The sequence below is a fragment of the Hahella ganghwensis DSM 17046 genome (genome assembly GCF_000376785.1).
GTDB lineage: Bacteria > Pseudomonadota > Gammaproteobacteria > Pseudomonadales > Oleiphilaceae > Hahella > Hahella ganghwensis.
This window is the reverse complement of the sequence record NZ_AQXX01000143.1, coordinates 99,051-122,434: the sequence shown is the minus strand read 5'-3', so window position 1 is coordinate 122,434 and position 23,384 is coordinate 99,051. Positions and strand designations below refer to the sequence as shown.

General features: G+C 47.4%; 18 protein-coding genes. 6 read left to right on the top strand and 12 right to left on the bottom strand.

All coding sequences use genetic code 11. From position 1 onward, the window contains the following. Positions 1-20: 20 nt before the first annotated feature. A complete protein-coding gene (locus F566_RS0129585; protein ID WP_020410678.1) occupies positions 21-1,106 on the top strand; it encodes a glycosyltransferase family 4 protein in 1,086 nt (361 codons plus the stop codon). Here F566_RS0129585 and F566_RS0129580 read toward each other — a convergent pair. The 3 genes from F566_RS0129580 to F566_RS0129570 all read right to left on the bottom strand — a co-directional run bounded on the left by F566_RS0129580 (position 1,103) and on the right by F566_RS0129570 (position 4,376). Further along, on the bottom strand, positions 1,103-2,209 hold the full coding sequence (locus F566_RS0129580; RefSeq protein ID WP_245555330.1) for an O-antigen ligase family protein: 1,107 nt from the start codon (positions 2,207-2,209) through the stop codon (positions 1,103-1,105). The genes F566_RS0129585 and F566_RS0129580 overlap by 4 nt on opposite strands. A 252-nt stretch (positions 2,210-2,461) precedes the next feature. Next, positions 2,462-3,586: a glycosyltransferase family 4 protein gene (locus F566_RS0129575; RefSeq protein WP_020410676.1), complete on the bottom strand. Its 1,125-nt coding sequence runs from the start codon at positions 3,584-3,586 to the stop codon at positions 2,462-2,464. A 49-nt stretch (positions 3,587-3,635) separates the two neighbouring features. Continuing rightward, a complete protein-coding gene (locus F566_RS0129570) occupies positions 3,636-4,376 on the bottom strand; it encodes a glycosyltransferase family 2 protein (protein ID WP_020410675.1) in 741 nt (246 codons plus the stop codon). 108 nt (positions 4,377-4,484) lie between these two features. On the opposite strand from F566_RS0129570, the gene F566_RS0129565 reads away from it, so the two are divergent. Further along, complete coding sequence (locus F566_RS0129565) at positions 4,485-5,612, top strand: glycosyltransferase family 4 protein (RefSeq protein WP_020410674.1); 1,128 nt, start codon at positions 4,485-4,487, stop codon at positions 5,610-5,612. On the opposite strand, the gene waaC is transcribed toward F566_RS0129565, so the two are convergent. The 9 genes from waaC to typA all read right to left on the bottom strand — a co-directional run bounded on the left by waaC (position 5,609) and on the right by typA (position 18,023). After that, the gene (waaC, locus tag F566_RS34495) at positions 5,609-6,625 is read right to left on the bottom strand and encodes a lipopolysaccharide heptosyltransferase I (protein ID WP_020410673.1); all 1,017 of its coding nucleotides are present in this window, start codon (positions 6,623-6,625) and stop codon (positions 5,609-5,611) included. The two genes, F566_RS0129565 and waaC, sit on opposite strands and share 4 nt — an antisense overlap. Before the next feature lie 2 nt (positions 6,626-6,627). Continuing rightward, a complete protein-coding gene (gene waaF / locus F566_RS0129555; RefSeq protein WP_020410672.1) occupies positions 6,628-7,698 on the bottom strand; it encodes a lipopolysaccharide heptosyltransferase II in 1,071 nt (356 codons plus the stop codon). 43 nt (positions 7,699-7,741) lie between these two features. Continuing rightward, positions 7,742-8,665 carry a branched-chain amino acid transaminase gene (locus F566_RS0129550; RefSeq protein ID WP_020410671.1) on the bottom strand — a complete coding sequence of 308 codons (924 nt, stop codon included), beginning with the start codon at positions 8,663-8,665 and terminating at the stop codon, positions 7,742-7,744. A gap of 80 nt (positions 8,666-8,745) precedes the next feature. Continuing rightward, positions 8,746-11,703 (bottom strand): bifunctional [glutamate--ammonia ligase]-adenylyl-L-tyrosine phosphorylase/[glutamate--ammonia-ligase] adenylyltransferase, encoded by a 2,958-nt coding sequence (gene glnE / locus F566_RS0129545; protein ID WP_020410670.1) that lies wholly within the window; start codon positions 11,701-11,703, stop codon positions 8,746-8,748. A 44-nt stretch (positions 11,704-11,747) separates the two neighbouring features. Continuing rightward, positions 11,748-12,692 carry a CYTH domain-containing protein gene (locus tag F566_RS35925; protein ID WP_083921210.1) on the bottom strand — a complete coding sequence of 315 codons (945 nt, stop codon included), beginning with the start codon at positions 12,690-12,692 and terminating at the stop codon, positions 11,748-11,750. Positions 12,693-12,759: 67 nt separating this feature from the next. After that, a complete protein-coding gene (locus F566_RS0129535; protein ID WP_020410668.1) occupies positions 12,760-13,752 on the bottom strand; it encodes a porin in 993 nt (330 codons plus the stop codon). Between the two features lie 831 nt (positions 13,753-14,583). Further along, entirely contained in the window at positions 14,584-15,021 is a 438-nt protein-coding gene (gene dtd, locus F566_RS0129530; protein ID WP_020410667.1) for a D-aminoacyl-tRNA deacylase, read from the bottom strand. 129 nt (positions 15,022-15,150) lie between these two features. Beyond that, positions 15,151-16,110 carry an alpha/beta fold hydrolase gene (locus F566_RS34485; RefSeq protein WP_020410666.1) on the bottom strand — a complete coding sequence of 320 codons (960 nt, stop codon included), beginning with the start codon at positions 16,108-16,110 and terminating at the stop codon, positions 15,151-15,153. Positions 16,111-16,202: 92 nt separating this feature from the next. Then, complete coding sequence (gene typA, locus F566_RS0129520) at positions 16,203-18,023, bottom strand: translational GTPase TypA (RefSeq protein WP_026180413.1); 1,821 nt, start codon at positions 18,021-18,023, stop codon at positions 16,203-16,205. Positions 18,024-18,533: 510 nt separating this feature from the next. On the opposite strand from typA, the gene glnA reads away from it, so the two are divergent. The 4 genes from glnA to ntrC all read left to right on the top strand — a co-directional run bounded on the left by glnA (position 18,534) and on the right by ntrC (position 23,377). Further along, positions 18,534-19,940, top strand: a complete 1,407-nt coding sequence (glnA, locus tag F566_RS0129515; protein ID WP_020410664.1) for a glutamate--ammonia ligase — start codon at positions 18,534-18,536, stop codon at positions 19,938-19,940. Between the two features lie 147 nt (positions 19,941-20,087). Then, positions 20,088-20,606, top strand: a complete 519-nt coding sequence (locus tag F566_RS0129510) for a DUF4124 domain-containing protein (RefSeq protein ID WP_020410663.1) — start codon at positions 20,088-20,090, stop codon at positions 20,604-20,606. A 261-nt stretch (positions 20,607-20,867) separates the two neighbouring features. After that, positions 20,868-21,944, top strand: coding sequence for a nitrogen regulation protein NR(II) (gene glnL / locus F566_RS0129505; RefSeq protein WP_020410662.1), 1,077 nt, complete (start codon positions 20,868-20,870; stop codon positions 21,942-21,944). Then, a complete protein-coding gene (gene ntrC, locus F566_RS0129500; protein ID WP_020410661.1) occupies positions 21,941-23,377 on the top strand; it encodes a nitrogen regulation protein NR(I) in 1,437 nt (478 codons plus the stop codon). The genes glnL and ntrC overlap by 4 nt, the downstream gene beginning before the upstream one ends. Positions 23,378-23,384 lie beyond the last annotated feature (7 nt).

Genomic DNA, 23,384 nt, shown 5'->3' with positions numbered 1-23,384 from the left:
TCATAAAAGGAATCAGACCATTGAGGTTACTCGTTACGATTGGCGCCTATCCCCCAGACCACAGTGGTGCAGGAAAAAGAATCCGGGAGACCTACTCGACAATCGAACGGTCTGACAAAGCAAAAGGGGGGACTTTTACCTGGAAAGTCCTGTCACATCATGTCCGCTTATCAACTGACATAAATGACGACACCAATGTGTCAAGAATCAAAGAGGGAAAAAAGCTACCTACTATTCTGGCCTGCATGAGACACATTCGTTATCATCAGATAGACATTGTTCATTGCGTTGGCATTAGCAAAATTACTATGTGTAGCGCTTGGGCAGCTATATTCTTGAGGCGCCCCTATATATTCGAACTATCCATTGATCCGCCAGAAGATACGCTTACTCGTTTTAAAAACAAAGTGTTTAACTATCCTTTACGCAAAGCATCCGGATATATTGCTTTAACTTCTAGACTAAAGGCATTTTTTCAGCAGATCTCCAACAGTCAGCCAATTTTTCTTCGACCAAACCCAGTTACCTTAAATACTGATGGGGTCAAGGGGGCAGACTTAATACCAACTCTACCCCACCTATTATTGGGACGCTTCTCGAAAAGAAAAGGTCAGGAAGTAGCTATCCGCACACTTTCCCACTTACCAGATACAGAACGGCTGATACTCGCAGGACCTGTTATTGGCCAACAGGATCGGGACTATGTAGCCAGTCTCCGGGAACTGGTAGCTCAATTGGGGCTGGAAAATCGCGTTGAATTTCGTACAGAGTTCGTCCGTGATGTTGCCTCACAAATAGGCCAATGCCAATCGGTTTGGTGCTTTTCAGAAAGGGAAGGACTACCAAATGTGGTATTGGAAGCACTTTGGTGCGGTAGACCGGCATTTGTAAATGCCGGTCTGGGACTGCAAGATATCGTAACCGACTACGAAAATGGCTTGAATTTACCAGGCTCACCAAAGGAAAAGGCACTACTAATTCGATCAGCACTCAGCAAAGACTTTGATAACGAATTAATAAGGGCGAAAGCGCAAAAGCTCTTCGACCTCCAAGTTCATGCAGAAAAGACACATCAGTTTATAAAAAGCATTCTCCCTGGCACTTAACCCTCGTTAAAAAGTGCTTTACTGTCGTTTCTTTCAGCTTGGGATCCCAGCCTTGAATAACCGGCATACAAACCAAACACCACTAACGCTATAAACGCCGTATCCCTGCGCATGGTAGTGGTTACGAGTCCAGCTACTGACAGAGTAAGCAACACATTCGCAGCGCAAGTCCACCACCAGGCCAGAAAGTAATCCTGCTTCAGACGATGAAAATCTTTCCATAAACATGACAACCAAACAGCAAAAAAGCTCACCAATATTATTAACCCGACGGCACCGTGTTCAATAAGCCAGGTGATGTAGACATTGTGAGCATGTCCGGTGAAATAGAACTGGTGAACTTCAAACTTTTCACCTTTACCTTCCACCAGTTTTTTTACATGCTCCTTTGTCAACTGTTTATACTGATCATAACCGCGCCCTAAGTATGGGGCATAAGAGTAGCTTTCAAACGCAGTATTCCAGATTCGCTCCCTGGGCGACATTTTTCCTTCAAAGGCACTACTCCAGGCAGCCTGCTTGCTTATTGCTCCAGAGTAGTTAATCAGAACAACCGACCCAAGACTTATCATCCCTATAACAAAAATTATCGCCTGCAATCGGTTCTTCAATGACAGTACCAGTACACATAATCCGATCGACAACAGCGCCACGCCAACAGCAGCCCTACTACTGGCAGCCATCAGCCAGATTAGAGGCAATATTGCCACAATCAACATCAGAACAGATGCCAGATAACGTGATCTCAATATCAGATAGACAACACTCGACAGCATGATTTGAAGCACAATCAATACATATAAAGATGCATGATTTACATGCTGGATATTAGGTAAATCCAAATCTATAAATTGATGACTCGATAGGTATTGTGGCCAGCTCCAAGCTATCCCTAAAAGAGTCGAAAACACACCGACTCCCAAAATAATCCAATACTGCCAGGGCAGGAAACGGGAATATCGTATCATCCAACCCAGAACCAAATAGCGAAGAACATGCGAGACTTTGGTTGATATTCCGTCCAGGAAATAAACGGAGAGTTGGGTCAGGAGCATCGCACAGATAAACAGCAGAAAGATAATGTCAAATCTATCCCATAACATTTTAAGATCTTTGAATCTGACTCGATTGATACACCAGACAAGCATAAACGCAAAAAGCCCGGTATTTCTCAACCCCTCTTGCAAAGGAGTCCCCAGGATACAGGCAAGAAGAAAAAAGAACTCTACATACCCCCACAGAGGCAGTGATCGTGTGAGGTTGCTGAGAGACGTATTCTGAAACATGGCGCGATCAGTCAAAATGAGAAATCTTTTGGTATATGGGATAGAGAGCTAAACACGTTATTAGGAGAATTAGCGAACCAGTCCTCGTTGACGACAGATCTTTCGATACATATCAATATAGTGTTGCGCCACTAATGGCCAGTCATGACGTGCAATATACTCGGAAGTTGATTCTACGGTCTTTTGGAGGAGATCAGGGTTACCGAATACATCGCCAATCAAAGCTGCCATTGCATCACTGTCTTCACTGGGAAACAGCCATCCATTCACCCCTGGCTGGATCATCTCAAGACTGCCATCAACTGCGCTTGAGATCACAGGTAAGCCCGAAGCCATGGCTTCCAGTAACGCATTCGAATAGGGCTCTTTTCGGGAAGCCGACAAAAAAACTTTTGCGCCTCGTAACAGGGCAATCTTTTTGTCTCCGAACTGTGCACCGTGAAATATTACCTGTTCTTCCACACCCAGCTTTTTGGCCAGGGCTTTAAGGTCCGGCAACTCGCTACCGTGCCCTACGATATGAAAATCGATATCCTTCCGGCCAACCTTGGCAAAAGCGTCAATCATCACATCGAAACCTTTCCGGTGAATCAGATTCGCAACACTGACTGCATAGGGCCTTTCTGACTGGAATGGTGCAATAGACTGATACTCTCGAATGTCTACTCCATTGTTAATAATGGATATTTTTTCCTGCGGGATGCCAAAGTCCACCATGATATCCGCCATAAACTGACATTGGGCGACAAACTCATCTACAACCGTCGTTCCCTTGATCATTCTCTTAGTGGCATATGGACTGCGACGGATACCACCGCCGGGAACAATATCGCTACCGTGTGGCCGGCATATAACAGCCGTATTGACAAAACGCCGAAATTCTCTCGCAACAAATGTCTGAGGATAAGAGGCATGACAATGTAGTACGTTAAACCGATACTTCCGATAAACTTTATACAGGTCCAGCAACTTCAACCGATTACCAAACTTTTTCGAGCGCGGCGGCTTGAAACGAACAATATCATAGGGATACTGGCTGTCATCATGGGTGGTTTTCTTTGGAGCGGGAGCCAAAACCACCACCTTGTGGCCCAATTTCTGGCATTCAATTGCCAGATGATGAAGCACCGTTTGCGCTCCACCAACCGATGGAAAAAAAACGTCGGTATAAAAACAGATACTCAGATCAGACATGTCACTTCTTTGCTCAATCTATCTATTGCAGTTTTCGGAAAATATTGAATTAACGCTTCAACTCATAAAGCTTGGCGTACTTTAGAAAGCTGTTCATACAGCCGATCAGTATATGTATTAAGCCTGGGATACCATCCTGAAAACCGCGCCGAAGAATATAGAATTTAAAAAACCTGAATAATGGACTGAATATCATCTGTCCAACAGAAAAATCCTTCCCCCTGGTGTGCATCTGCTCAGCCTGAAGGCTGGTATAGCGATTCTGCTTGGCCAGGTACGCATTGATACCATCTTCAGAAAAATGCATGAGATCAGCCTTTAGTTGGCCGATTTCAGATTCGGTTTCAACCTTCTCATGAACAGGGTCTTTAGACCAGACAGCATTGCGTCGATCAAAAAGTCTGAGACTAAGGTCGGGATAGCCCTCCCCATGCCTCAACCAGCGGCCAAGAAAGGTATTACAACGCGGCATTGTATAAGCTTTAAACATCGGCTGCTGCATGATTTGACAAATTTCCGCAGCCAGTTCAGGACTGGGGCGCTCGTCAGCATCCAGACATAAAACCCAATCATTTTGCGCCTGATCAACAGCAAATTGCTTCTGCGGACCAAAACCACGCCAGGGCTCTTCTATAACTCTTGCTCCTGCCGCTCTGGCAATCTCCGTAGTATCATCACTACTACCAGAATCCACCACCAATACTTCATCAGCAAAACTTACCGACGCTATGCATTCACGGATTCGCTTCGCTTCATTAAGCGTAATGATTGTCACACTCAGTTTCGGCATTTCACCTGCCTTCTCAATACATCAGAGCCGCGCCATACCTTATGACAGTTAGGCTTATCCAACAGGTTTGGTATAATGCCCGACTATTTTACCGACGTATAGCCTGATATGAGAATTGCGCATTTGGAAAGCAGCCTGAACTGGGGCGGGCAGGAACTTCGAATTATTGAACAGACCCAGTGGCTGAATGAACATGGACATACCTGCTGGATTCTCGCCCGAAGCGGTTCGGCCATTTTAGAGGAGGCCCGGAAACGTAACCTGCCTCATCATGTGATCGAGTTTCGTGGATCAGCCAATCCTAAAATCATTCGCCAATTACTGGACTTCATCAATCAAAATCAACTGGACCTGATTGATGCACACAGTAACCGGGATGCCGCCTATGCCATGTTTGCCAGATGGTTTTCGAAGGTTAAGGTAATTCGCTCCCGCCATGTCACCACTCCGATCAAAGACACCACGCTTCACCGCTTGATCTGGAAGACAGGCAACCACGGCATTATCACCACTGCCGACCGAGTGGGTGAGATGATTCTTGAATTGGGCTTGGCCACCCCGGAAAACCTTTATACTGCTCGTGCAGGCGTTGATGCCGGCAGATACCATAAAGGTATTGATAGCAGTGCACTCAAAGCGTCTTTAGGGATTCCCGAACACCATCGGGTTATAGCCAATATCGGCATGATCCGTCATGACAAGGGGCAACTATTCTTCGTCAAAGCCTGTGAACTGATTGCTGCACAGTGCCCTGACGTCACCTTTCTGCAAATTGGCGAGTCAACCCCGGACACCAGAGACTATGAAGCAGAGGTGACTAGCTATCTGGGACAATCAAAGCACCAGGATCGCATCAAGTTCCTCGGGTTCCATAGTGAGATAGAGAAATATCAGGCTTTCAGCGATATCATCATGATTTGCTCAGTAGGCACAGAAGCTCAGACGCGTCTCGTCTCACAGGCCTTTCTCATGGGAAACAATGTCGTTGCAACTCGCGTGGGAGGCCTGCCGGAAATGATTCAACATGAAAAGACCGGGCTACTTTGCCCACCCGAAGATCCTAAGGCTTTAGCAGATGCCTGCTTGAGATTATTGAATGACTCTGAACTGAGTCAAAAGATCAGAGACCATGCAGAGCGGCATGCCCACAAGGAAATGACCTTTGAACGGATGATGGAAGGGATGCTGAATAGCTACGAAAAGACTCTGAACGGTCTACCTGTCGGGAAACATTAGAGACAGGATTTGAGTGTAGACCAGACATAACTGACGGAAAGATTCTGCCAACAAGGAGGATCAATCCCCTGCCGGGTCTGTGCCAGAATATCGTAGCGACACTGCCGCTTCATACAAGGCGCACAATGGTACTGGCCCGATAAGGATATCTGTTGTGGCCCATATATTCCGGTCAATTCAGCACTGGTTGGCCCGTATAACGCTACCAGTGGACGATCGAGCGCCGCCGCCAGATGCCCCAACCCTGTATCAACCGAAACCACAGCCTTGGCCCCCTGCAGTACGCCTGCGACTTCCTTCAGGCTCATTTTTGGCATGACCTCAACGCCAGAAACCTCTCCAAGCCTCTCAGCCCTTAATCTTTCTTCTTCGTTCCCCCAGACAACTCGCACTCCCAAACCAGCCTGAGCGCAACGTATAGCAAGGTCACGCCAGTTTTTTTCAGGCCAGTGCTTGGTCGACCAAGTGGTTCCATGTAGAAAAACCACGTAAGGCCTGTCTACTGGCATTGGATTAACAGAGAATCCATAGTTTAAAGGCAATACATCCAAAGAATAGCCGAGGGATAATGCGAATAATTCGCGAATTCTTTCAACAGCATGCATCCGCCTGGACACGGCAAACCTTTTACCATATAACAGCGCCGCAGCAGGCTCCCGAATGGAGCGGGCATCATAACCAACCATCGGGGCGTTAACCCAAAGCCCTAGGATCGCACTTTTTAACAGACCTTGGGCATCTATCACCAGATCATAGTCACGAGCTGCCAGCCGAGATTTGAAGGACGCCCATTCGCCAGAATGCAAAGCTTGGCGAGGTTGTTTTTTCCATCTTCGCAACGCAACAGGAATAACGTCATCAACGCCAGGGTGCCATTGTGGAATTTCAGCCACCCCTTCCTCCACAACCCAATCAATTACCAGAGAGGGATAAACTGATTTAGCATCGGTGACAGCAGGCAGGGTATGAATCACATCACCAAGGGATGACATTTTAATCAGGAGAATTCGCACGATTAATCTCTGGCGGTAGACTCATTTATGGATAGACCTGTATTAGAGGGCAGTCTTTCCAACGCATTAATCACCATTTCAGGGCCGAGCTCTCTTAAACACTTATAGTGACCATATGGACAAGTCCTTTCAAAACAAGGACTGCAGTCGAGCCCGAGCCTTACCAATTCAGCATGCTGAGTAAGCGGAGGAGTAAATCCTGGAGATGTAGAACCGTATACAGCCACCAGAGGTCGTCCCAGAGCGGCAGCTACATGCATTAATCCCGAGTCATTGGAGACCACCTGAGAAGTCAGCGATAACAGGGCAACCGCTTCCTGCAGGGAGGTTTGTCCCGAAAAATCCCTGACCACTCCATCTTCACTGGATATCGCATTGACTATTTGCTGACAGGTAGCTTTATCATTGGCCGAACCAAACAGCCAGACCTCCCCACCTTTTTTCAAACAACCTCTGGCAACTTCCGCATAATGCTCTGAAGGCCATTGCTTGGCAGCGCCAAACTCGGCTCCCGGACACAGCCCCAAAACATAGGCATGAGAAGATAGCGAGAACTTCGAGCGAGCTTCACTCAAACTCTCCTGTGGCACTTCTAAAGAAGGATGGGGAATATTCAGTAGATCAGCTTGACCATCTGGATACGCCAACGCAACAAAGCGTTCCACCATAAGTGGCAAAGCCTGCTTGTCCAGCTTCCGGATATCATTAAGCAAACCATAACGCATTTCACCGCGCCAACCAGTTCGCCTGGGAATTTTTGCCAACCATGGCACCAAGGCGGACTTCAGGGAGTTAGGCAACACGATTGCCCAGTCATACTGATTTTCTCGCAACTGCTTCGCCAATGCCCTGCGGGCAGAAAGCATAATTTTTCCATGCCCGACAGGCATATCAATCGGCTGCCTGACTTCCGGCATAGCCTGCAGAATCGGACGACTCCAGGCAGGCGCCAATACATCAATTTGAGCCGTGGGGTGCTGGCGCCTGAGCACTTTGAACAGACTCTGCGCCATGACCATATCACCAACCCAGGAAGGGCCGACGATCAGAATATTCGAGGGCTGACTGGCCATACTTCTCATTAAACTATTGAATGAAATTACCGGCCAGCGGCAATTACGCCACCGGTGTCAGCCAATGTTTGTACTTCTCATTCCGGCCTTTCACCACGTCGAAGTACAGTGTCTGCAGCTTTTCCGTTACCGGACCACGACGCCCTTCACCGATTGCGCGTCCGTCAAGCTCACGAATGGGCGTCACTTCCGCTGCGGTACCGGTGAAGAAAGCCTCATCTGCGATATAAACTTCATCACGGGTGATGCGTTTCTCAACCAGTTCATAACCAAGGTCACTCGCCAGCTGGAAGATTGTGTTACGGGTAATACCGTTCAGACAGGATGTTAATTCCGGGGTATAAATTACGTTATCACGGATAACAAAAATATTTTCTCCGGAGCCTTCTGCTACATATCCTTCAGGATCCAGCAACAAAGCTTCATCACACCCGCAGGCCAATGCCTCGTTCAGAGCCAGCATGGAGTTAATATAGTGACCATTGGCTTTGGCTCGTGTCATTGATATATTCACGTGGTGACGAGTGTAAGAGCTGGTTCTTACTTTAATCCCTTTTTCCAGAGCCTCATCCCCCAGATAGGTTCCCCACTCCCAGGCAGCGACGATTGCGTGGACCTGCAATCCGGCAGCACGAAGCCCCATCCCCTCTGATCCGTAAAACACCATTGGACGCATGTAGGCTGAAGTTAAATTATTGTCTTTAACCGCCTGACGCTGCGCTTCATTCAAATCATCCTTTGTGAAAGGGATTTTCATATTCATGATATGAGCTGAATCGAACAAGCGGTCAGTATGCTCCTGAAGTCTAAAGATCGCTGTACCGTCCTGGGTCTGATATGCGCGAACACCCTCGAACACCCCCATTCCATAGTGCAAGGTGTGAGTCAATACGTGAACCTGAGCATCGCGCCAGGGAACCATCTTACCGTCAAACCAGATCAGACCGTCACGGTCAGCCATGGACATATTTCTAACTCCTTCGGGCCCAAAGCCTCAAATTCAATATCAATCAGATAAATTAGTTAGCGCAGGACAGACTACGAGCCCTACTCTTCAAAAATCTCTCGCCAGAACTCTACCACTCGCTCCCGCTCTATTAGCATCTCTTCTGGGGCAATTCTGGCGGGCAAGTTCTGCAATGCCAAACGGTGACCCCGGGAACGGTACTGACGGTATATTTCACAGAGTTCTTCACTGAGCTCGCCCCGGACAACCCCGGCTTCAGCCAAAGATTCCAGAATACGAATATTGTCACTCCATCTCACGACAGAAGGGTGCTTATGAGCCCATCGCAAAGCTGCATATTGAACCATAAATTCAATATCAACGATACCGCCAGAATCGTGCTTCAGATCGAAATATGGAAGGTTCCCATCGGCGCCTGGCGTCGTGGCGTGAGAAGTGCGCATTTTTTCGCGCATTTCCAGAACATCCTGCTTCAACTTATCTGCATCTCTGGGCTTGGTCAGAACCTCAATCCTTGCCCGCTCAAATTTAGTACAGACACTCTCACTTCCGGCAACAAAGCGTGCTCTTACCAATGCCTGATGCTCCCAGGTCCAGGCTTTCTCATCCTGATACTTATGCCAGGCCGCGACAGAACTCACCAACAACCCTGAATTCCCAGAGGGCCTGAGACGCATATCCACTTCATAGATATCACCTGACGCAGTCTTGGTTGTTAACAGATGAATAATTCTTTGCCCTAGCCGGATAAAAAAGACCTGATTATTGATACTGTTATCGCCGTCGGTATCCAGATCCTCAGCAGCATCATGAAGGAATACAAGATCGGTATCAGAACCGTAACTTAATTCAATACCGCCTAGCTTCCCATATCCGATGATTCCAAAATCAGGATCACAGGCCGTCACTTCGTCACGCATGGGCCTACCGTATTTAGATGTCATGTTAAGCCACGCCTGATCCAGCACCTGCGCTAACACAGTCTCCGCGATGAAGGTGAGATAATCACTCACCTTCATTAAAGGCAGAGAGCCCCTCAAGTCCGACGCAGCAACACGCAATACATGCGCCCGCTTGAAATAGCGCAATACTTCCATCTGCTCTTCCAGATCATCCTGCGGAATACGGAGCATTTCCTGACGAAGTTCATCACGCAAAGTTTGTGTATCCGGCGGAGTATAGAGACTTTCAGAATGCAGCAGTTCATCAAGCAACAGAGGCATTTGAGCTATTTGCTCCCCCACCCACTGGCTTTCACCAAATAACCGTACCAGCTCTTTTAGCGCTCCAGGGTTTTCATTCAGCAATACCAGATAGGCGCTTCGACGAATGATTGCCTCAACAAACCTGAGCAAGCGGTCAAACGTCTCCGCATTGATTTTCTGCTCCACCACGACCCTGAGAAGTTTTGGCATAAACAGGTCCAGCCTGTCCTTACCTTGGGCCTGTAACTGACGCACTTTCGAGCTATTGATAAAACCTCTTAACAACGGATCAAAAGCTTGAGGATCAGCGCACCCCAACTCTTCAAAAAACTCTACAGATTCTTCCGAGGGCATTTTGGCATGCCAAAGCAACCGCCATACCTTCAGGTCTTCCTTTGACTCCTCTGTGTCCTGTGGAGATGCAATGACATCAGCAAAATGACGAGAAACATTTTCTCTATGCTGCTCCAGAACCTGTTCACAAGCTTTCCAGCTCGAAAAACCAAGCGCTATGGCAATACGCAAACGCCCAAGCTCATCTGATGGAATCTGTTGCGTCTGCTTATCGGCGAGCCCCTGAATTGCATGCTCAATATTTCGCAAGAAGATATAAGCCGACCTCAACTCATCGACTGCAGCGCCTGGCATCAATTGATCTTCTTTGATGACCTGCAGCACGTCGAGAAGGCCCCGCTGCTGCAGCTTGATATCACGCCCGCCACGAATCAACTGAAAGACCTGGGCAATAAACTCAACCTCTCGAATCCCTCCTGCGCCAAGCTTGATGTTGTGCCCAATCCCCTTTCGCAACACTTCTCTTTCAATCATATCCTTCATAGAACGAAGCGACTGTATGGCGCCAAAATCAATATACTTCCGATACACAAAGGGCCGCAGCTCATCTAACAGCCTATTTCCCTGTAAGAGATCGCCGGCAACTGGTGCGGCTTTAATCATGGCGTAACGCTCCCAATCACGCCCCTGATCTTCGTAGTATTCCTCCATTGCAGCAAAGCTTAATGCCAAGGCACCACTCTGACCATATGGGCGTAATCGCATATCCACACGAAACACGAATCCATCAACAGTCGTGTTATCTAACGCCTGTATAAGCTTTTGTCCCAAACGGGTGAAGAAATTCTGATTATCGATACTTCTGGAGGCGCCCTGGGTTTCTCCGTGTTCGGGAAATGTAAAAATCAAATCAATATCCGATGATACGTTCAGTTCACCCGCGCCCAGTTTCCCCATTCCCAGGACCAGCATTTTCTGAGGCTGTCCTTTTCTCGAAACAGGCTCTCCATAGGTATCCACAAGCTGACCATGAAGCCAGGAGAGCGCACCATCAATACAGACCTCAGCAAGCCAGGTCATCAATCTGCCTGTAACTTCGAATTCGCCCCCCTCAACCAGATCTTTCCAGACGATGTAAAACATCTTCTCGCGGCGGAAAAGTCGCAATGCACGGTGGAGCTCCTGCTCTGAACTACAACGTTCAAGCGCCTTTTCTAACTCTCCAGACCAGCGTTTTTTCGATACCACATCCCCCTGTGATTCAGTCTGCTCTTCGAGCCAACCAGCAACCTGTGCAGGAAACCTGACAATTAAATCCGCCAGAAAATCACTGACTACGAAGGCTTTTATCACTCCTTCTGCATAAGGTTTTAAGCCTTCACAATCCGACTCACTTAAATCTTTGAGTCGGTCAATATTTTGAGTCAGTATTCCATGCAATTCCGCTGGATAAGCTTTAAGCAAAGACATCAGTTTCTGCGTTAAAGAGGAGTTATCAGAAGCCAAACCATCACCTGCAAATTCAAATATTTCCGCCATGGCCGTTAGCGAAAGTGTTATTTATAAAAAGCACAATAGACAGACTAACGTTTAGCGATAGTCAATTTCAGAATTTCGATCCCTATCCTACCAAACCAAGTAGATCGCTCTAGTGTTTCAGCCTGATCTGACATGCTATCCGCCTTTAAGAGTTGCTCACCCTCCTTCATCATACTCCTCCACAAAGCATCATCCAGATCAGCCGCCTCCAAAAGATCGTTAAGTACCTCTATTAACGGCCTGATATCAGACTCTCCAGAATTATTTGTCTGGTTCAATCCACCCTTGTGACGAGTTGTGATCTGTTGCATATAACGTCCAGCAACATCAACCCAGCCATTCAAAGAATTGATGGCTCCAATATTATTAAACATCTCATCATTATTCTGAGCGAGCAATCCGTACCCACGGGCAGCTTTACTAGGCGTATACAACCAACACGGTATATTCCTGACCAGCTTTTCAGCCACCTGAATTAGTGCATCAATTTGCCCGACCTTTAACTCAAGCTCCATCTCTGAAATTGACAATACTCCATCCTGGTCTGCCGAAATAGTGCCCACATCAAACACCACCTCTACCCTGGACTTACTTTCAGGTATGTCGACCAGCCAGAGAGTCCTGGAGAAATCGGTCGAGAACGCAGGTCGAATTTGCTCTCTACATACCTCTGGGAACCCGGCAACCTGATCTAATAATGTCAAGTCAGGCTGCTTCGACCTCAACGGCCAATTGTGTTCAATCCTTCGATGCAACCCAGCCTCAGCTTTTCCCTGACCTTTGACTGTCTGTTCATGCCCCCCCTTTCCCAAATCGCGCACCCGCAGCGCCCACCTGGACTTGCGCAAAGAAAGGTCTGGCGTGTCAAAGTAGATATTGAACAGTGAACGACCCTCAAGAGGCTCACCCAACATTGAAGTTAACGCCTCAATGACATCATGTTTAAGAGAGGCAGAAAAACCCAATTTTATTTCTATTTCATCCATCATCACTTTCCTGCAGACACAAAAAAACCGGCCGAAGCCGGTTTTTTAAGATACTTAAGATCTAAAGAGATCAGAAGTAGTAAGTTGCACCAATTGCGAACTCTTCGATATCAGTCTCAGAAGCTCCAGCTTCTTCAGAACCGTTAGTGTACTCAACGTACGCGTACATGTTGTCTGAAACATTATGAAGAGCTTGCAGATAGAACTTATCTTCTTCTGCAGAAGGATCTGCATCATTTTCAGCAGCATAGTAACCAGCCGCCAATTGAGAAGCCCCCAAAGAGTAGATAGCGATAAAACCGTAACCATCAGCCTCAGTAGAAGGATCATCAGTTCCGCTTACAGAATCAGCAGACTTGGTCTCATACTGAACGCCCAGAGTCAAGTCACCCAAGAAGATGTTAGCGCCTAGACCAATGCTATCTCCGGTATCAACCGCTACTTTCGCAGTTGCATCATTATCATCGTGGTCGATAGTCTCTTCACGACCCAAAGAGTAACCTAAGATAACTTCAAACATGTCAGTTTTATACTTGGCACCAATCGCACCGGTATGACGCTCTGTGCTGTCTAGCGCAAGAGTTACACCTACAGTAAGACCACCAGCGATGGTAGGAGACACGTATTGCAGATTGTCACCTTCATATACGCCCTCAAACTCACCTGATATACCTACAGCTTCAGAGATATCGATAACATCCCACCACTCGTATACAGTGTCGTCAGTACCAACTTGAACGGAACCGAAGTCACCTTTCACACCGATGAATGCTTCATCAACCTTGTTGATGCCGTCACCGTGGTTTTCATCAGCGTCGAATTCCAGCTCAGCCTTCAGAAAACCAGTCAAACCAGGAGAGATTTCGTGACTGTGCTTAAAGCCTAAAGTAGAACCATTGTCGGCGAAATCGTTAGTAGTGGTTTCAGTACTACCAGTCTCTTCAGATGTATGGATATAGGCCAGCTGAATGTTACCGTAAAACTCAGGCATCATTTCAGCTGCTTGAGCTACAGACGCCATTGAAGCAGCCGCAACTGCTGAAGCGATCAAAGTCTTTTTCATTTCGTCTTCCTTTTGTGTGTTAAATCAACTTCTTGCGATGTTGATGGTTAAAAGCCACATTTTTCATTATTCAGGGCGTTTATAAGCGCCCATTTATATTTCGGAATTATGTCATCTTAATGACATTTTGCAATTCGATGTTTTAACAGATATTCAAACCTCCTCTTTAATGAGCGAACCCATCAGTTTAGTGAGTGTTGATAGAGTTACCTATTAATCAGACAACAATCATTGCCTGCACATCATCACTGAAGGTCAGCCTAAAGAGGCTTAAATTCCTTTCCTATCAACAACTTATTGAAGATAATACAATCTTTTCCATACCTCTATCTTGGAAATTCCCTTTCAAACAATAAGTTACATCGAACTCTTAACAAATAAAATTAATACCAATATGTAATACAACATTGGAGATTTTGCAACCAAAAAAGTGATTTTTGCGACTTCTTTTTTGTAACAAAACACCCGGCAGATTTGCGAATTTACGAGAGCAGAAAGTTTGCCAACTCGCGGAAATGCTGACAAATCAAAAACTTGGAAGGTGTCACCGGTATCACAATGAAATTTAGCACGACTAACTTGGTGCACCTTAGTTTTTTTATTGCACTACATTGAAACACTTGTAACCTGAAAGAGCGGTGAGTTACTCGAACCCAGGCGTACTATAACAAAGGCATAGTCAAATTGGTGCGGACATCTTATAGGGGATTTCCGAAATACCATACTAGCCAAAAGTATCATTTTGTATACAGATATCACATTACCGGGTTATACTCCGTGTAGCATGCCTTTAAGCGACATTTCGCATATGCGCAACGGGTAACATCCCCGCTACACTTCAAGTAAAAAAGTCGCAGGACCACGATTTTGGATATCCACCAGCATATCCGCCCCGAACTCACCCGTGACAATTTTAACGCCCCTGCTTCCTGCCTGCTCTACAAAATATCGGTACAAAGCATCGCCTTTCTCAGGCTCTGCCGCCTTGGAGAAGCTCGGGCGCATACCTTTGCGAGTATCTGCTGCAAGAGTGAACTGGGAGACAACCATCAGCTCTCCATGTACATCCAAGAGACTAAGATTCATCTTGCCCTGCTCATCCTCGAAGACCCTGTAACTTAAGACCTTAGCCAGCAATTTATCAGCCGCCTGCTCATCGTCATGAGCCTCGACAGCAAGAAAAACCACTAAACCATTCCCTATCTCTCCCCTAACAACTCCATTAACAGCCACGCTGGCTTTTGAGACTCTCTGCAATAATCCCTTCATACACACTCCGGTTCTATCGCTCGTTGTTTTTTATACTATTTGCTTATTATGCTACTTGTTTCACTATTATCATCCGTGAACTCAGTTAACTCTGCACAACTCCTTCAGAGGATACCTCACAAAATTAAACTATCCGTTAAGCTTGCCATACCCCCCGAGCCGATCGGCCATTTGACCAATCACTTTGATCATGACATCGGTCATCGCAGGATCATGAGGAGAATGCCCAGCATCCCTCACAACAACCAGTTCACTTCCAGGACTTTGGCGATGTAGCGAATGCGCTGACTCAAGCGGAGTAACCGCATCGTACCTTCCATGAACAATCGTTGATGCCACCGATTCAGGGATTCCAGAATCTTCCGCCGGCATTTCAGACAGACGCTTAAACACTGTCACCCCCAGCTTCGCCAGACTTATTGCATAATGGGGATGAGAGTACTGATCAACAAGGTGGGCTTGGCAATGTAAAGTGGATATTTTCGCCAGCCATTTTGCCCAGGCTTTTGCGGCCTGAATCTGATCAAGCTCATTAGCTCCCAAAAGCATTTTTTCAAGCGCCTGCATTAAAGCATCAGAGGACCCATTCCCCAGCCGCTGCACCAATTCCTGATAGTAATCAGGGAACAGCTTAGGTGCACCATATTCGAGCAACCACTCCATCGATTCCCGACCACAAAATCCATATCCACAGAGAATCAACCCGTTAACCAGATCCGGAGTTGCTTTACAGAGCTCAGATGCAATACGAGCCCCCCACCCAAAGCCAACAACAGAGACCTTTTCCAGTTCCAGCCTAGACATCAGCATGCGCAGATCAGAAACCGCTTCTGACACCTGACAATGCTCCATATCAGCCAAAGGTAATGACCGACCGCACCCTCTCTGGTCGTACTGAATTATCCGAAACCTTTCCGCATCAAATAATCGACGATGGAAAGCATCAGAACCTCCTCCCGGACCATCATGCAAAACAAAAACGGGCAACCCTTCCGGGTTACCCGTTTCATCAAAGTGCAGTAAGTGAGTTTCGTCGATATCAATCGATCCAGAGCGATAGGGTGTTATTTCAGGGTAAGGGGTGAGCATTCGACCTTTTCCGTCCAGTCAATGATTCCCCTCACTATAACACCCACTTTTCAAGCCGCAAAGCGGATCACTCCAGCAAGAAACGATAGTGCTTATGCTTCCTTACTTCTGTCAGCCCGTTTACGTTCATGCTCTTTAAGCAGCTTTTTACGTATACGAATAGAAGCTGGTGTGACTTCAACCAACTCGTCATCCTCAACAAACTCGAGAGCCTGCTCAAGTGAGAATCTGATTGGCGGAGTCAACAGAATGTTTTCATCAGTTCCAGCCGCACGAATGTTCGTCAGCTGCTTGGCCTTAGTCGGATTAACCACAAGGTCATTGTCACGACTGTGCAGACCAATGATCATACCTTCGTAGACTTCAATATTCGGATCCAGGAAGAGACGTCCGCGATCCTGCAGATTGAATAGCGCGTAGGCCAGAACCTTGCCTGCAACATTAGAAATCAGAACACCATTGATGCGTTTAACATCAACACCTTCTTTGTATGGTCCATAGTGGTCGAAGATATGGGTCAGAATACCAGTACCTGACGTCATGGTCAGAAACTGTGAACGGAAACCAATCAAACCACGAGATGGAACGACAAACTCCAGGCGAGTACGCCCTTTCCCGTCCGGCACCATGTTAACCAACTCACCACGACGCAGCCCCATTTCTTCCATCACGGGCCCTTGGTGCTCATCCTCGATATCGATAATGACCTGTTCAAAAGGCTCGACTCTCTCACCATCAACTTCTTTGACGATAACTTCTGGCTTGGAAACACCAAGCTCAAATCCTTCCCTGCGCATGGTCTCGATCAGAACAGAAAGATGCAGCTCGCCCCGGCCGGATACTTTAAATTTATCAGGAGAGTCACCCTGCTCAACCCGCAGCGCCACGTTGTACAACAACTCTTTTTCCAGACGCTCTTTGATATTACGGCTGGTAATGTACTTTCCTTCTTTCCCGGCAAATGGACTGTCATTCACCTGAAATGTCATGGTGACGGTAGGTTCATCTACTGTTAATGGGGGTAATGCTTCCGGAGCATCTGGAGAACAGAGAGTGTCAGAAATGTTCAGGGCATCAATACCAGTCACACAAATGATGTCCCCTGCCTCTGCGTCAGGAACTTCCTGCCTTTCAAGTCCATGGTAGCCCATAACAGAAAGTACGCGAGCATTTCGCTTTTTACCGTCACGATCCACCACAACAACAGGCGTATTCGTTTTGATTTTTCCACGGGTAACACGACCAACCCCAATGACACCTACATAGCTGTTGTAATCCAGCGCACTTATCTGCATCTGCAGAGGCCCGGAGGCATCAACGTCTGGTGAAGGGACACGATCCACAATCAGCTCGAATAACGGCGTCATGTCTTCCGCCATCTCATCAGGATCCATTCCAGCGATACCATTTAGTGCAGAAGCATAAATGATCGGGAAATCCAATTGCTCATCAGTGGCCCCCAGACGGTCAAACAAATCGAATACTTCGTTGATAACCCAGTCGGGACGAGCTCCGGGACGGTCGATCTTGTTGATAACAACAATCGGTTTCAAGCCTTGAGCAAAGGCTTTCTGGGTGACAAACCTGGTTTGTGGCATAGGACCATCAACGGCGTCGACGAGAAGCAGAACTGAATCCACCATCGACAGAACCCGCTCAACCTCACCACCAAAGTCCGCGTGCCCTGGAGTGTCTACAATATTGATTCTGTAGTCATTCCACTTAATTGCGGTATTCTTGGCCAGAATAGTGATACCACGCTCTTTTTCCTGGTCATTTGAGTCCATAATACGCTCAGCGCCCATATCCTTACGGCCCAAAGTCCCGGATTGCTGGAGCAATTTATCGACCAACGTGGTTTTGCCATGGTCGACGTGCGCGATAATGGCAATGTTTCTTAACTTCTCAATCACAATCAAATTCTCTAGTTTGAGGTTATGCGGTCCGTTATCAGGGACATCAACCGCAAAAAGGCGCAGTATTATACAAGAGAGATGGTTTAGTTTTATACAAAATGTTGTGAAATCTTTATTAAGCGACCCAACCAACAGGAAAAACGCTTCCTCCGGCCACCAATTTGGTGCATAACGCACCAAATTGGTACGCACCCCATCCAACGCGCACAATATTGGTGCATAGAAATCCACATTAACATTCCTCCCAAATAGCGACACAACCTCCCATTCCTTTGTTTTCGGTATGTCTGTGAAAAGTATAAATGTTGGCAGATAAATTGCTTTCTATGGGTAAATTTGCTGCGGATAAAAACCAGAAGCAACGACAAAACAGGCGTGATATGATTTTGCGCTCGTTAGACTTCCCGGAACGCTTACCTTCGGCGCTAGTTTGAAGGGGGGGTGAGCGAATGGATGTTCCGGCATCATCTCAACATACATACACCAATAAATACGGAGTAAACTGGAATGTCAGAGAAAACTCTGAATCTCTTGAAAGAGCACGAAGTTAAATGGGTTGATTTACGCTTTACCGACTCAAAGGGTAAAGAGCAACACGTTACCATCCCCACTTCAGAAATCTCAGACGACTTTTTCCAAGAAGGGAAAATGTTCGACGGTTCTTCAATTGCTGGGTGGAAAGGGATTAATGAATCCGACATGATTCTGATGCCGGATGATGAGACTGCAGTGATTGATCCATTCACTGAAGAAACAACTCTGAACCTGACCTGTAACATCATCGAGCCTTCCACAATGCAAGGCTATGAGCGCGACCCTCGTTCCATCGCTCGACGCGCCGAAGAGTACCTGAAGTCTACCGGTATTGCTGACACTGTTCTGTTTGGCCCAGAGCCAGAGTTTTTCGTGTTTGACAGTGTAAAGTGGGACGTTGGCATGCGCGGCGCTTCCTATGATCTTTTCTCTGAAGAAGCAGCCTGGGTATCTGGCGAAGATTTCGACCGTAACAACATCGGTCACCGCCCAGGTGTCAAGGGAGGTTACTTCCCGGTTCCTCCAGTTGATTCTCTGCATGATCTCCGTGGAGCTATGTGTGCAGCAATGGAAGCCATGGGGCTGGAAATTGAAGTACACCACCACGAAGTAGGTACTGCAGGCCAGTGTGAGATTGGTGTTGGCGCTAACACTCTGACACGCAAAGCGGATGAAGTGCAGATTCTGAAATACTGTGTACACAACGTGGCTCATGCCTATGGCAAGACTGCCACCTTTATGCCTAAACCAGTCGTTGGAGACAACGGTTCTGGCATGCACTGTCACCAGTCTTTGTCTAAAGATGGCAAAAATATCTTTGCAGGCGATGGCTACGCTGGTCTGAGCGACACTGCCCTGTACTACATTGGCGGTATCATCAAGCACGCTCGTGTTCTGAACGCTTTCACCAACGCTTCAACCAATGCCTACAAGCGTCTGGTTCCAGGATTTGAAGCACCGGTAATGCTGGCTTACTCTGCTCGTAACCGCTCAGCTTCCATCCGGATTCCATTCGTCACCAATCCCAAGGCTCGTCGTATCGAAGTTCGTTTCCCTGATCCTTCTGCGAACCCTTACCTGGCTTTCGCAGCCATGCTGATGGCTGGCCTGGATGGTATCCAGAACAAGATCCACCCTGGCGATGCAATGGACAAAGATCTGTACGATCTGCCAGCAGAAGAAGCAGCCAACATTCCGACAGTTTGTAACTCTCTGGAACAGGCTTTGGATTATCTGGAACAAGACTTTGAGTTCCTGACCAAAGGTGGCGTTTTCACTGAAGACATGATCGCCGGTTACATTGACCTGAAGCGTAACGAAGTGACTCGTCTGAACATGACAACTCACCCTGTTGAGTTTGATATGTACTACTCTGTCTAATTACTCTTTCAGAGATACTGCCGGTCAGCCAGCAGTATAGTCAGATAGAAACCCCGTCACGGAGCATTTCCCGGCGGGGTTTTTTTTTACCAATTACGTGCTAGAGTTGCTGGTAGGATTGGTTATTCCATCGACAAAAGAGTCAGAATGTTGAAATCAAAAAGGCTGTCCATTGTTTGTTTGTTTCCATTGATAGTGTCTCTGCCAATTGCAGCCGAAATCTATCAATGGGTTGATGACCAGGGTAATGTCGAGTTTAGTGACCAGCCTCGGGAAGGTGCCGTTTTGATCGAAGTTCAGGATCCAGCCACGATCTCGCTGCCCAAACTATCAAATATACCGAACACTCCTGCCTCAAAAACACAGACGCCAGATGATCCATACAGAAAGTTGCTCATCACATTCCCCGAGGATGGCAGCGCTTTTCACTCCGGTAACGGCAACGTCACTGTGCTAACAGAAGTAGCCCCTTCCCTTTACCCCAACCATTCCTTGCGACTCTCCCTGGATGGCACTGTTGTTGGCACCAGCAAGGAAAACTTTTTCTCCCTCACCAATATCAACCGCGGTACTCACGTGCTACAACTGGATATTATTGATAACTCCAGCGTCATCAGAAGTGGTCCCAGCATCACTTTCACCATCCACCGGCCCTCAGTGCAATAAAAAGAAAGGCACCATAATGGTGCATTCCTATTAATTCAGGCATAGACTTTGTGCATAGTATGACTCTGGATAGTGCGTAATCTATCCAGCGCTCCTATATTCGTCAAAATAACGTGGAGCTCAAAATGCACATAGCGCCAATAATCCAGCCTTCATCCACCTCCGCCCCAGAGCTGTGCAATTCAGCGAATTTTTCGCACCCGAATACGGCAAAGATGGTTTGGATATTGCATCTGCTAATCAAAACATCAGGTTATAACTATGCTGCCAGCCAGTACTCAGGAACTTTTACTCGATAATCTCAGCACTGCCGTACTCGTACTCAATGACGACCTCTGTGTTTCCTATAGCAACACCGCTGCGGAAATCCTGCTGGAAGTCAGCGAACAGAGAGCATTGGGTATGTCAATTAACAATTTGCTGGTCGATCAGCTCTCAACATTGATCGGACTTCAGGAATGTCTGCGCACAGGACATTCTTACACCCAGAGGGAAGCTGAATTTTTCCTGCCCTCAGGAAGCAGGCTTTCTGTGGATTACACGGTAGTCCCCATCAATGACAACGGCCGTTCTCTTATTCTAATGGAAATTCAGGCACGTGACCGTCTGCTCCGCATCAGCAGAGAAGAAGAACTGCTGGCGAAACAGGAAACCTCCAGAATTCTCGTTAGAGGGCTGGCCCACGAGATCAAGAATCCGCTTGGCGGCATCAGAGGGGCTGCACAACTACTGGATAAAGAACTAAAAGAAGAGGGATTACACGACTACACCAGCATCATCATTGCCGAGGCAGATAGACTGCGCAATTTGGTAGACCGCATGCTGGGACCCAACCAAACTTTCAAACAAGACCCGACGAATATTCATGAAGTACTGGAACGAGTCGTCAGCTTGATAGAAGTCGAAAGCCACGGCAAAGTCCGCCTGATCAAAGACTATGATCCGAGCCTGCCGGAGTTTTCAGGTGACAAAGAACAACTTATTCAGGCATTTCTCAATATCGCCAGAAATGCTCTACAGGCGTTGGAATCAGCAACGCCCCCTATTGAGTCCCCTGAAATCACCTTCCGAACCAGAGCTTTGCGACAGATCACCATTGGCCATACCCGGCATCGTTTGGTACTAAGAGTGGATATTATTGATAATGGGCCCGGAATCCCTCCAGACTTCCTAAAAAATATTTTTTATCCCATGGTCAGCGGCAGAGCACAGGGAACAGGACTGGGCCTGTCCATTACACAAGGCATCATCGGCCAGCACCATGGCCTGGTCGAATGCGAAAGCGAAGCCGGACGCACAAATTTCATCATTTTCATTCCATTGGAGCCAACATTATGAATGCACCCCCCAACGTCTGGATCATCGATGATGACCGTTCTATTCGGTGGGTTCTGGAAAAGGCATTGGAGCAAGCAGAACTCAATACCCGATCATTCGAGACGGGTGAAGGTATTCTGAATCGACTGGAACGCGAACAACCTGATGCGATTCTAAGTGATATCCGAATGCCCGGCATTGATGGCCTTGATCTACTTAACCAAATACATTCTAGTTTTCCGCATCTCCCTGTCATCATCATGACGGCACATTCTGACCTGGACAGTGCAGTATCTTCCTATCAGCGGGGTGCTTTTGAATATCTACCCAAACCCTTTGATGTCGACGATGCAGTATCACTGGTAAAGCGGGCCGTGGCCCATGCCAGAGAACAAATGGCAGCCAGCCAGCCAGCCGCACTGGATCCTTTATCACACAATACAGAGATTATCGGTGAAGCACCTGCCATGCAGGAAGTCTTCAGAGCAATCGGAAGATTATCCCACAGCAATATCACCGTTCTGATTAATGGCGAGTCTGGAACAGGTAAAGAACTGGTTGCCCGCGCCTTGCATCAACACAGTCCGCGATCAGATAAGTCCTTCATTGCACTCAACATGGCTGCCATTCCAAAAGACCTGATCGAGTCTGAGTTATTTGGGCATGAAAAAGGCTCATTTACCGGTGCGGGCGGGCAGCGCCAGGGACGGTTTGAACAATCCAACGGAGGCACCCTGTTCCTGGATGAAATAGGAGATATGCCGCCCGATACTCAAACCCGGTTGTTGCGAGTGCTTGCCGATGGGGAGTTTTACCGAGTCGGAGGCACAACGCCGATTAAAGTCGACGTGAGAATTATCGCCGCAACACACCAGAATCTTGAAACGCTTGTACATGAAGGGCGATTCCGGGAGGATTTGTTCCACCGCCTCAACGTCATCCGCATGCACCTCCCCAAACTTTGTGAACGACGGGAAGATATTCCCAGACTGGCTCGCCACTTCTTGAAACAGGCCGCCGAAGAGCTCAATGTCGAGCCCAAGCTCCTCAAACCAGATACAGAGGAGTATATGTGCACCCTTCTCTGGCAAGGTAACGTTAGACAACTTGAGAATACCTGCCGCTGGCTAACGGTGATGGCTTCCGGCAGAGAAATTCACATCAGCGACCTACCTCCTGAGCTCCAGGCCCAGGCAACATCCAAGAGTCCGACTCAGAATTGGCAGGAATCCCTCCGTGACTGGGCGGAACTGGAACTTAAAAAAGGCCATCAGGGACTGCTCGATACAGCGGTACCCACATTTGAGAAGATCATGATTGAAGCGGCCTTGAAACAGACAGCTGGCCGTAAACGGGATGCTGCTGTCTTACTCGGATGGGGTCGAAATACACTTACGCGGAAGATCAAAGAGCTGGACATGGGCAACCATGATGAGCATGAAGATGATGACTAACCGGTTT